General features: G+C 38.7%; 11 protein-coding genes. 2 read left to right on the top strand and 9 right to left on the bottom strand.

The window, feature by feature from the left end:
- Window positions 1–14 precede the first annotated feature (14 nt).
- Window positions 15–755 (bottom strand): hypothetical protein, encoded by a 741-nt coding sequence (locus V4596_03285; GenBank protein MES2768145.1) that lies wholly within the window; start codon window positions 753–755, stop codon window positions 15–17.
- Window positions 756–851: 96 nt separating this feature from the next.
- Between V4596_03285 and V4596_03280 the strand changes: the two genes are divergently transcribed.
- Window positions 852–2714, top strand: coding sequence for a sulfatase-like hydrolase/transferase (locus V4596_03280; GenBank protein ID MES2768144.1), 1863 nt, complete (start codon window positions 852–854; stop codon window positions 2712–2714).
- Here V4596_03280 and V4596_03275 read toward each other — a convergent pair.
- Both V4596_03275 and V4596_03270 read right to left on the bottom strand, forming a co-directional pair.
- Window positions 2702–3754, bottom strand: a complete 1053-nt coding sequence (locus tag V4596_03275) for a hypothetical protein (GenBank protein ID MES2768143.1) — start codon at window positions 3752–3754, stop codon at window positions 2702–2704. The two genes, V4596_03280 and V4596_03275, sit on opposite strands and share 13 nt — an antisense overlap.
- Before the next feature lie 169 nt (window positions 3755–3923).
- The gene (locus V4596_03270) at window positions 3924–4196 is read right to left on the bottom strand and encodes a hypothetical protein (GenBank protein ID MES2768142.1); all 273 of its coding nucleotides are present in this window, start codon (window positions 4194–4196) and stop codon (window positions 3924–3926) included.
- A 219-nt stretch (window positions 4197–4415) separates the two neighbouring features.
- Between V4596_03270 and V4596_03265 the strand changes: the two genes are divergently transcribed.
- The gene (locus V4596_03265; GenBank protein MES2768141.1) at window positions 4416–5375 is read left to right on the top strand and encodes a hypothetical protein; all 960 of its coding nucleotides are present in this window, start codon (window positions 4416–4418) and stop codon (window positions 5373–5375) included.
- Here V4596_03265 and purF read toward each other — a convergent pair.
- The 6 genes from purF to V4596_03235 form a co-directional block, all read right to left on the bottom strand.
- Window positions 5372–6829, bottom strand: a complete 1458-nt coding sequence (gene purF / locus V4596_03260) for an amidophosphoribosyltransferase (protein ID MES2768140.1) — start codon at window positions 6827–6829, stop codon at window positions 5372–5374. The two genes, V4596_03265 and purF, sit on opposite strands and share 4 nt — an antisense overlap.
- Window positions 6811–9009, bottom strand: coding sequence for a phosphoribosylformylglycinamidine synthase subunit PurL (purL, locus tag V4596_03255; GenBank protein MES2768139.1), 2199 nt, complete (start codon window positions 9007–9009; stop codon window positions 6811–6813). The genes purF and purL overlap by 19 nt, the downstream gene beginning before the upstream one ends.
- Complete coding sequence (gene purQ, locus V4596_03250) at window positions 9000–9650, bottom strand: phosphoribosylformylglycinamidine synthase subunit PurQ (protein MES2768138.1); 651 nt, start codon at window positions 9648–9650, stop codon at window positions 9000–9002. The genes purL and purQ overlap by 10 nt, the downstream gene beginning before the upstream one ends.
- A gap of 37 nt (window positions 9651–9687) precedes the next feature.
- Window positions 9688–9924: a phosphoribosylformylglycinamidine synthase subunit PurS gene (gene purS, locus V4596_03245; GenBank protein MES2768137.1), complete on the bottom strand. Its 237-nt coding sequence runs from the start codon at window positions 9922–9924 to the stop codon at window positions 9688–9690.
- Between the two features lie 53 nt (window positions 9925–9977).
- Entirely contained in the window at window positions 9978–10700 is a 723-nt protein-coding gene (gene purC, locus V4596_03240) for a phosphoribosylaminoimidazolesuccinocarboxamide synthase (protein ID MES2768136.1), read from the bottom strand.
- Between the two features lie 51 nt (window positions 10701–10751).
- Window positions 10752–11120: adenylosuccinate lyase (locus tag V4596_03235; protein MES2768135.1), on the bottom strand; the 369-nt coding region annotated here is incomplete at its 5' end.

The raw sequence follows: 11120 nt of genomic DNA, 5'->3' as shown, positions 1-11120 counted from the left end.
ATACTGTCAAAGATCTATTTTACGCAATGAGGATGTAGTCCTGTCGGCCTTGAAAAAGTGCTTTTGAAATGATCATAAATAAAAGAGCTATTCCAATCGAAACACTGGACCGCTTTTGCAAAATTCAAGTCATTTGGAGCTGCCGTAACAGGGATGTCCTTGGTTTTGTAGAGGCAGACTTTAAATTCCAAAGAGATATTCTTAGCCCATCTATCCTGAAAGAAAGCAGTTCCAGGGTGATCCATAACATAAAGATAAGGTTTTTTTGGCTTTTCATCTTTAAAAAGCACTTCTCCATTTTGGTCAAAATTATGCTTGCGATTCCAGCGGTAAAGGCCGTGGCGCGTATTCCATTTTTCAAAACCCTCAGGAGTATTATTGTACATAGGGTCTAGGTCGACAGAATCGATTACCCATTCCGGATGTTTATATGTGATCATTTCATTAAAGAATTCTCTTGAGATATTGTCAACATAGACGATTTTCCCATTCTCAACATAATTGTTAAAATGACATCCGCGAATGAACTGCACAACTGCATAATCCTCAACTTGACCGGTACTCTTTGTTTCATACTTGGCAAACATACGTGTTCCCCAAGAAATTTCATCTGATTTAAAGATGATTTTATAAGTTTGAGAAGTCACCGTGAACTTCACATCACTCACAGTGGCTGACTGAACTTTAGGCGCTTCAAACTGCACGTTGGCCTTCGCCGCAAACGAAAGACACATCAGAATTATAATAATTCTCATCCCACACTCCAAGCCCCAATTATGATCATTTTTCAGCCTCGACACCAATTCTAAAAATGACAAAATAAAATATTCAGGCTTTAATACAGCCTAAAGATGAAAAAATCATTTGCTCCATTTTTCTATGTTGTCTCCATGTTTGGAATTTTAATGGGTTTCTACACCATTGAAAGAATTATCTATTATGTATGGAACCATCATGGCTTTGCCGAGGCCAGAACTAGCGATATTCTATTGGCCTTCGCTCATGGATTGAGATTTGATATTTATGCCCTCCTCTTTATCAATATCATTCCGCTTATTTTAAGTTTTATAACTCTTGAAAGAATCCAGAAAAAACAAATCGAAATTCTTAAATTTCTAATTCTTATTCCAAATGCTTTCTTTATTGCCATCAATCAGATCGATGTTGAGTTTTCAAATTTTGCCGGCAGAAGAATGACTTTAGGAAATCTTCATATCCTCACAGAAGCACAAGGAAAAATTTCGGCCTTCTTTATGACCTACGGCTTCTTAATGGCCACGCATATTTTACTGATGATACTTTTTATTTACACCGCGTGGAAGCTTGCGGCTTATTTTAAAAATAACCCTGTTTACCTAAAGCCTGTCATCTATGGATGCATCTTAGTACTTATTATTCCCTTGATAGCTCTAGGAGCCAGAGGTGGACTACAACGAAAACCACTCTCCATCACCCATGCCATAATCTTTGACGGAAGCTACCTTAATCAAATGGTCTTAAACTCTTCTTTTACTGTATTACGCGGAAAAAATTCTTCTCAACTCAAAGAGAAAAAAGACTTTAAAGACTTTGTAGAACTCAAACCTTTTTTAAATGGATTTGCTGCGGACCAAACAAATTGGAAAGAGAATTTCTCTATCAACAAAACCAACATTGTACTCATTATATTTGAAAGCCTCTCTCAAGATTACATAGAGTTCACACCATTTTTAAAAGAATTGGCAGCAAAAGGATTGATCTTTACCAATAACTACGCCAATAGCAGAAGATCCATAGAAGGCATTTCCTCTATCCTGGCGGGCATCCCGGCCTTGATGTCAGATTCCTATGTGACTTCGCCCTACTTCAATAACGAACTCCGCGGCCTAGGCACCTACTTTAAAAATATTGGATACGAAACAAGCTTCTTTCACGGAGGCTTACCGGGCACTATGTACTTTGACCAATTCACCAAGAAAGCGGGCTTTGATAAGTACTACTCTTCTGATGATCACCCTCATCCCAAAGATTCTGATGGTTTTTGGGGAATCTATGACGAACCTTTTTTACAGTTTGCCTTGACTGAAATAGACAAGATGAAAAAACCTTTTGTTAGTGGAATCTTTACACTCACCTCCCATCATCCTTATAAAATTCCAGAGGCATACAAAGATTTTCCTAAAGGCAAGATTCCTATCTTACAAGCCATTTACTATACTGATCATTCACTAAGAAAATTTTTTGAAACAGCCCAAAATAAACCGTGGTTTAAAAATACTTTGTTTGTCATCACTGCCGATCACACTTCTCTTCCGTACACCGAAGAATTTGATAATTCTCTAGGTCGATTTAGGGTTCCTATGATTTTTTATCATCCTACATTTTCTGATTGGCCCAAAATAAATTCTCACAAACTCACTCAGCAAGTCGACATTATGCCGACGTTACTCGATATGTTTAAGATTCAAGATTCGAATCGAAATCTTTTTGGGAAAAGTATATTTAATGACAAACCCTCGGAAGTGACTCTGCTCAATGATCAAACTTATTATCTGGTCAACAATAAGTATGCCGTGGAGATGAGACCGGGACATAAAACCCTTACCTTCAATATTGAAAAAGATTTGAAATTTAAAAATTCTATAGAAAATAATTTGGAATTAGAAAAAAAATTAAAAGCCACTATTCAGTACTACAATAATGGCCTTATCGAAAATTCTCTTTATTTAAAATAACATCCCATTAATTCTTTTAGATTTTTTCCCGAGGAATTTTGGAATGGACCAAAATGATTGTAAGCATATTTAGAATAGAAATTAATAGAAACACATCTTTCTTTTGAATCTTTTAATTTGTTATTGGTTTTATTATTTATATGGGTTCTTTTGGCATTGGTCGAATTCACTTGGACAGAAAACATTTGATGGATTTTATTAATCCCGCAAAAAATATTAAAAGTTTGCAACTCGCTACCTAAGAGCCTGATCATTTCATCATCTGATGTACTCAAACCTATATTGCAACTCGGGAATAAATTATTCCACTGTCTTGCGCACGCACGCACATTTCCCGTGATATCTGGATCGAACTGGTAAGTGCCAATGTTCAATTTACTTTCTTCCGGCTGAGCTTCATCGATATAGAAAGCCACTCCCGCTGGCTTTCTATAGTCTGCCGGAGCATATTTTTTTGCATAGTTTTTAGAACTAGTGGTATCTGCTGTTGTATAAGACTCAACATAAGACAAACATTTTGCAAGTTTGGCCCAATGTTGGCTCACCGCCAATTTAGTTTCGTAAGCACGAGGAGTATTTCGATGAGTTAGAAATTCTGATCTTAAGCCATTACTGATGTTTGAAAATTCATTTAACTTTGCAATGGTGTCTTCATCTGGAACTTTTCCTTCAGGAAGAGATGCCGTCAAACTTTTTTTCGTGATGGGACACATTTCGTGACTGATGAGTGAAGTGGGAAATATTTTTTCTATTTCTGTCGGAAGATCAAAGTAGCCTGCCAAGAAATGAATCTGTGCTGGTCTTTCTTCTAAGTGCTTCACTATAAAATAATTTTGCATTTCTGCAAAGGAATGAAACTGAGTGAAGTCGGCGTGGCAAGAATCAATACGGTGATTCATCTGGCGGAATCGCTCTTTTCGCAAATCGCTTCTTCCATAAATAGAATCCACGAGTTTTGAAACGGTATCCCACATATCTAGAATTAGGTTTCCCTCTTCCTCACTGAAAGGGGCTTCAATGACTTTTTCGGTTGATCTCATTTTACCACAAGAAGTAGAAAAAAATACTGTAGCTAAAAGAACGATAAAAATAGAAAGATGTTTAGGCATCTCTTTATTTTACAATTGTGATAAAAATTTAATACTGGCCTGGACTTAGTTTTGCGATGTTTTGCGATCAAACTGCGCAGTCTAGACTTTCTTCAAGTGTTTATTCGTAGTCAAAGCTAGCGGTTTGGACCATGCATTTATAATAAACTGGTACTCGGTACTGCTTCTTGCCTTGCAATTTTCTTTGAGTGCAGGATCCCATGGTTAACTTGGGTTTTGTATCCAGACTATAACAGTGACTTTGGGCAATCACCTGTGCGTCTCTTTTTGCAGAACTGCAACTGGTTTTAGATGTTCCGATATCAGAAAAAGCCGCGGCCTGAACTGATACTAAGCTCACAAGCAAACCGAACGTTATTTTTTTTAAATTCATAAATACTCCACCTGATGTAACCTAAGAATTATATCTCTAGGTAGTAAAACTTCCGTTTCACCTCCTTATATAGCAAACTGGACACCCATTCTGGCACCGATTCAGCTCTAATATATGCAGAGAGAACCTCTAAAATTCTTTAGGCCCAAGAAGAAAATTCAAAACCAGAGACAAACAGCGGCACATCCCGTATACAGATTCTCCCCACGGAGAGTCTATATGAACCAACTAATACCTTTAATTTTGTCCCTATTTATTGCGATGAGTGCGCAGGCCACTCAAGAATTGCCTATTACATCAAATATTGAAAAGCCACAAGATGCTCCGAAGTACTCCGCTTTAAAAAAATTATCCAATGCAGAAGTATTAGAAACGCTGGAACAATTCACAGGAAGACCTGACCGTTGGAAAAACCAAAAGTCGCTCATAACTCGCTTAAAAAAAATAATTCCCTTTCAAGGAAAGACAACCGTAGAAGAAGAACGCTTGGCTCTATCTTACGCCTATGCAAAAAGATCTGAAACAGCTCTACAAGAATATGTTTTTTCAGCTTATAATTCAAATCATCCTGAAATCAAAGGTACAGTTGTGGCTGTTCGGGGTGACAAACGTTTGGTACTCAACTCTTTCATTTTATCACACAATTATGATTTAAGAGGCATCCTACTCTTCTTTCAAAGCATAGAATTTGGAGACACAGGTTTAGAGACAAAAAAATTCTTAGAATTTGCTTTAGCTTTTGATTCTCTTTCACTCCAGGTGTCAAGAGCCTATGATAGAGCCGTAGAGCTCAAAATGCCGTTGATTATTGAATTTGAATCCTCAGCATTGATGGCCAAGTCTCCTCTGACCAGAGTATTTTTCAATACATTAATAAATAATCCAGAACAAATTCTTAAAGCAGAAGTAACTCCAGACGGAGGCAGAGTCCTCGCCATTCATCCTTTTTATGCAGCAAAAATAGTTAAAAATTTAAATTTATTCACAGACCAATTTAGACTTAAAGTGAATACTTTAAGAAACAGAATATTCAAAGACCCAGAGGCCAAACAAAGACTTTTAGATCTTATCCGAAACGGCGAAGGATTTAGTGGTGTTCTTTACACAGACGAGAGAATCCAACAGTTGGCTATAATAGCCGAAGCTACTAGTACAAAAAACTGTTCACAATTATTTTAGTCTTTTCTTAGTCCGTGCAGCGGAGTTGGGTATTTTCCTGTAAAGCAAGCTGCACAAAACTCATCTTCTGAACCATTGACGGATTTAAATAATGATTTTTCTGATAAGTAGGCCAGAGTATCTGCGCCAATGTATTCTCTGATCTCCTCTACAGATTTATGGCTTGCAATCAGCTCGGACTTCCTTGGAGTATCCACTCCATAAAAGCATGGACCCGTTGTCGGCGGAGCTGCAATTCTTAAGTGCACTTCTTTGGCACCGGCTTGACGAATTAAGCCAATGATTTTCTTACTCGTAGTTCCTCGAACCAAAGAATCATCTATTACAATTACTCTTTTCCCTTTCAAGATATGAGTTTGGGGATTGAGCTTAACCTTTACGCCAAAATTTCTAATGGCTTGTTTAGGCTCGATAAAAGTTCTTCCCACATAATGATTTCTGATGATCCCCATCTCAAAGGGAATTTTACTTTCTTCGGCATAACCAAGAGCTGCCGCAACGCCACTGTCGGGAACGGGAATTACAATATCTGCCTCCGTGGGATTGTCGAACGCTAATAATCTACCTAGGTTTTTTCGCGTTTCGTAAACACTTCTAGAAAAGACCAGACTGTCGGGCCTTGAAAAATACACATGTTCAAAAATGCATTTTGCTTTTTTAATGGGAGAATCAATTTTAATCGAGTGCTCACCTGTTTCATCGACCCAAAATATTTCCCCGGGTTCGATCTCACGCACGAGCTCTGCCTCGATCAAATCAAAAGCACATGTTTCACTTGAAAAAATATAGCTCTTCTCACCTTTTTCATTTTTACGAACACCCACAACCAAGGGTCTAAAACCCAATGGATCACGGATGGCGATTAGCTTTTTCTGTGTCATGAGTAAAATACTAAAAGCACCTTCCAGCATCTGAACTGATTCTTTGAGGGCATCCATAAATTTCATATGGTTTCTTTTAGCTAAAAGATGCAAGAGAACTTCTGTATCGCTCGTTGCCTGAAAGATAGATCCCTCTTTGATGAGTCCTTCACGGAGGATGTGGGCATTTACAATATTTCCATTGTGAGCAATGGCAATGTCACTTCTTCTCAGCCTTGCCGTTAGAGGCTGGGCATTTTGGAGTAGATTTGATCCCGTCGTTGAGTATCTCACGTGCCCGATGGCGACATCGCCTTTTAAACTCTCTAGTTTTTCTTCATTAAAAACATCGTGAACAAGTCCTAAGCCCTTAAAGGACGTTTGAATGCCTTCTTCTCCGCGTCCTTGAAGTGAGACAATTCCTGCTGACTCTTGCCCTCGATGTTGTAGGGCAAAGAGCCCAAGGTAGGTGAGCTTGGAAGCTTCTTTATCATTCCAAACACCAAAAACACCGCATTCGTCTTTAAATTTTCCGGAACTGATTTTTTCTGAATTTACTTTCTCCGAATTCACTTTCAAAATAAATTCTCCCATGAGTTTTTGTATTTCTCATTTAAGTTCGCAAGTTGAGTGTTCAGATACGATTCAATGACTAGCTTATCTTTTGCCGATACGCCAAGTTTTGCAAACTGAAGATTCTTTGATCTCAGCGCATCCTCAAACTTTGGACCATTCTCTACTGCAAAAAGTACTTCATACATTCTCTCTCTGAAGAGATCTTCCTTAGTTTTAATAAAATTTGGAAGTTTATCACAGACGACACCAAATTCCGTAGACGCTCTCGAAAGAGCATAGGCCAATCCAAATTTACCCAAGGTCTTTGACATTTTCACATTCGAATCATTGGCTATATCCAAAAGATCCAGAATCCAAGACGCTGTATCCTTGATATCGATGTCTTTATCTTGGGCGTAAATTTTGTTCTTGAACATCTCTTCGATTTTTCCGCCCGTTTCCAATTGATGATTGTAAACAAGATAAACCGTTTGTTTTTCCCCAAAGTAATCGCTTGGAATATTTTCTACGGAAGCTCTCATGCCTACCATACCCGTCGCCGGCGTCGAAGTGATGGGTGAACCAAGTGTTTCATTATAAAAACTCACGTTACCGCTGATCACCGGAGCATTGAGTTCTTTGCAAACAGCGCTGATGGTTTCAACGCTCGTTACAAACTCCGTCATAATTTCTGGGTTCTCAGGACTTGCAAAATTTAAACAATCTGTTAGCGCTAGAGGTTCAAATCCTTTTACCGCCAAGTTCAATGCCGGGTAGAGCACAGAATCCGCAGCGCCCACATGACTGTCTAACCTCATGAGATAAGGACGACAGCCTAACGAAAGCCCTAAGCCACGTTTCGAATGTTCAAGTCTTGTGACACCGATGGAGTTTGAACAATCCATCGCCGTTTGACTTCCCACTCTTTGATCATACTGACTGAAAATCCAATTTCTTGAAGTGCCGTATTCACTGGATAGAATTTCTTCCAATGTTTCTTTGACGTCAAAAACTTCAAAGTTAGAACTGCCCCTGTTTTTTCGACCTTTAGATCCTGCCACTCTGAGGTTGTATGGTCGTTCGTACTTAGGCGCATTTTCCACCAAAAGATCGGGGTCAATTTCACAAATTTTTTCATTCTGCCAGAAGAGTTGAATATTTTTTCCTGGCAGAACTTCACCGATCGTTGTGGCATCTAGTCCCCAGCGATGGAAAATTTCTTGGATGCGCTTTAATTTTTTAGGCTCACAAACCAAGAGCATTCTTTCTTGGCTCTCCGACAACAAAATATCTTCCGGAGTGAGAGTAGAATCTCTTAATGGAACTTTATCCAGTTCCATTTTTAATCCCACTTGTCCTTTAGATGACATTTCAAAGGAAGAAGATGTTAACCCCGCCGCTCCCATATCTTGGATCGCCACGACGAGATCTTCTCTGATGACTTCTAAACAAGATTCGATCAAAAGTTTTTCAAAGAACGGATCGCCAATTTGAACTGTCGGTCTATTTTGCGCAGACTTATCATCAAAACTTTCCGAAGCCATACTCGCACCGTGAATTCCGTCACGTCCTGTCTTTGCACCTACATAGACAACTAGATTTCCAACACCATGAGCTTTGGATAATGCCAACTCTTCACCGGGATATAGAACTCCAAGAGCAAAAGCATTGACGAGAATATTTTTATTGTAGCTCGGATGAAATTCCGTGAACCCCGTCACCGCAGGTACGCCTACGCAGTTTCCATATCCACTGATTCCACCGACGACACCTTCCACGAGTGATTTCATGCGAGACGCTTCTTTATCACCAAAGCAAAGATAATTTGCGGTCATGACCGGTCTTGCGCCCATGGTGAAGATATCCCTTAAAATTCCTCCAACTCCCGTAGCGGCTCCCTGATATGGTTCAATAAAACTTGGATGGTTATGAGATTCCATTTTAAATGAAATCTTCTCCCCTTCTCCAAGATCAATGACCCCGGAGTTTTCCCCTTCGCTCACGAGAACTCTATGGTTTTTATTAAAGAACTTTCTTAAATGCACTTTGGAACTCTTATAAGAACAGTGCTCACTCCAAAGCGCCGAAAACAAAGCCCACTCCACTCCCTGTGGTTCTCTTTTTAAAAGCCCACACATCATATCGTATTCTTTTTGATTAATACGGTATTTCTTGAATTTTTGTAGCAAGGTCTCATGAGACTCGATTTTTATAGCCATGAGAAAAATCCTTTCCCTAAGGAAGATCCCATCCAATCATAGAGAGCTCTTTCCGGATGGGGCATCAGACCCACAACGTTTTTCTTGTCATTCGTAATTCCCGCAATATCATAGGCTGAGCCGTTGGGATTATTTGTATAAGTCGCAAGAATCTGATTGTTGTCTCTAATTTTTTTAACCGTATCGTTTTCAGCAAAAAATCTTCCTTCACCATGAGCAATCGGAAGTTTAATTTTTTGACCCACGGAATACTTTTGTGTCCAAGGATTTTTATTGTCTAAAATTTCCAGCTCTTCCCATTGATCAATGAATTTCATATTTTGATTTCTCATCAACACACCTGGCAGAAGTCCTGATTCACATAAAATTTGAAAACCATTACAAATTCCCAAGACCGGTTTTCCTTTTTGCGAGAATTCCCTCACCGATTTCATGACCGGTGTTCGCGCACTCAAAGCCCCAGTCCTCAAGTAATCCCCATAACTAAAGCCCCCAGGCAAAACAACAGCATCATAATCATCAATATTAAACTGATCTTGAAACCACAAAAATTCCGCCTTCGCCCCAAATTCCCGCGCAGCCTGAATAATATCCCGATCACAGTTAGTCCCTAAAAATCGCACCACTCCAACCCTACTCATAAAAAGGTACCTCGCACCTTTCTGTGTCGCAAGTGCGTCATAATTGCTCCACTTCATAGTTTTCAATCAAGGGATTGTAGAGCACAAACTCGGCCATCTTTGTGACTTGAGTTTTGGCTTCTTCAAAATTTTTAGCATTCACATCTAGCACGATATACTTACCTATTGTGCAATTAGAAACTGAAAAACCATTTTCTGAAAGACTACTTTGAACAGTTCTTCCTTGCGTATCGAGAACTTCTTTTCTAGGTAAAACTTTTACTCCAATTTTCATAATTTCCTTCCTTAATATTTTTATCATAATTAACGCGGCATAGACGCGAAAAACTAGGGGGTACTTTTTAGTCTGTTGTAGATTTCGATGTAGCCTGTTTTTACGTCACCGAGATCATATCTGAATCTGTCTTTGTCGAATTTTTCTTTGGTTTTTGAGTCCCATAATCTGCAAGAGTCCGGAGAAATTTCGTCAGCCAGTAAAATCTGACCATCTTTATCAAAACCAATTTCGATTTTGAAATCCACCAAATCAATTCCAACTTTTGCAAAAAAATCCTTTAGATTTTTATTCACAGCCAGCCCCAACTCTTTAATTTGGGCAATTTGATTTGAATCTAATATTTTTAGCATCAAGATGTGATCATCGCTAATAAAAGGATCATTGAGCTCATCATTTTTAAAGTAAAACTCCACCAGAGCGGGATTGATTTCTCTTCCTTCTTCCAAATTGAATTTTTTCTTTAGGCTTCCCGCCACAATATTTCTCATGACCACTTCCAAGGGAATCATTTTTAATTTTTTCGTGATCATGACATTCTCACCGATCAAATCCACCATGTGAGAAGGAATATTGTTTGATTTTAAATAATTGAATATTTTGGATGAGATGTCGCGGTTTAAGGAACCTTTAACATCAAACTCTCCTCTTTTAACGCCATTGAAGGCCGTCAAAGAGTTTTTGAACTCTTGCCAAAGTAAATTTTCATCTTCAAGGACCGAGAAAATTGTTTTCGCTTTTCCTTCGTAGAGCAAGGAACCTTTGGTGTAACTCATATTTATTCCTAACCTTTCTTTCTGATCTTTCTTCCGAATCTCTCTAAAGATTTATTTTTTAAGATCTCGTTCTAACTCCTTGAATCGTTTCAAAAGAACTTCCATGTGTCTTTTGCCGCTAAAGATACTATTTAGCTCAGGTATCTTTAATAGATTTGTAACTTCTTTATTTTTCTTGAGGGCATTCAGAAGAGTTTCATTCTTCTTGAGTCCATGACTCGATTTCTGCACCACCGCATAAGCATCTTCACGAGATAAGCCTTTATCTACTAATGCCAATAGTACATGTGAGCTGAACAAATTCCCTGCCGAAAGATCAATGTTTTCTTTCATGCGAGCAGAATTCACGTACAGACCTTTTACCAAATCATTCATCCGCGCGATCATATAATCAGCAGCGATAAAAACATCCGGGAACAT

The organism is Bdellovibrionota bacterium, assembly GCA_040386775.1.
Lineage (GTDB): Bacteria > Bdellovibrionota > Bdellovibrionia > Bdellovibrionales > JAEYZS01 > JAEYZS01.
The sequence above is the reverse complement of the archived record's forward strand: the minus strand, read 5'-3'. Positions and strand labels throughout refer to the sequence as shown.

Bases quoted from the DNA above. Each gene is read 5' to 3' on its own strand.
- V4596_03285 (MES2768145.1), bottom strand. From the start codon at position 755: ATGAGAATTATTATAATTCTGATGTGTCTTTCGTTTGCGGCGAAGGCC.
- V4596_03280 (MES2768144.1), top strand. From the start codon at position 852: ATGAAAAAATCATTTGCTCCATTTTTCTATGTTGTCTCCATGTTTGGA.
- V4596_03275 (MES2768143.1), bottom strand. From the start codon at position 3,754: ATGAGATCAACCGAAAAAGTCATTGAAGCCCCTTTCAGTGAGGAAGAG.
- V4596_03270 (MES2768142.1), bottom strand. From the start codon at position 4,196: ATGAATTTAAAAAAAATAACGTTCGGTTTGCTTGTGAGCTTAGTATCA.
- V4596_03265 (MES2768141.1), top strand. From the start codon at position 4,416: ATGAACCAACTAATACCTTTAATTTTGTCCCTATTTATTGCGATGAGT.
- purF (MES2768140.1), bottom strand. From the start codon at position 6,829: ATGGGAGAATTTATTTTGAAAGTGAATTCGGAGAAAGTAAATTCAGAA.
- purL (MES2768139.1), bottom strand. From the start codon at position 9,009: ATGGCTATAAAAATCGAGTCTCATGAGACCTTGCTACAAAAATTCAAG.
- purQ (MES2768138.1), bottom strand. From the start codon at position 9,650: ATGAGTAGGGTTGGAGTGGTGCGATTTTTAGGGACTAACTGTGATCGG.
- purS (MES2768137.1), bottom strand. From the start codon at position 9,924: ATGAAAATTGGAGTAAAAGTTTTACCTAGAAAAGAAGTTCTCGATACG.
- purC (MES2768136.1), bottom strand. From the start codon at position 10,700: ATGAGTTACACCAAAGGTTCCTTGCTCTACGAAGGAAAAGCGAAAACA.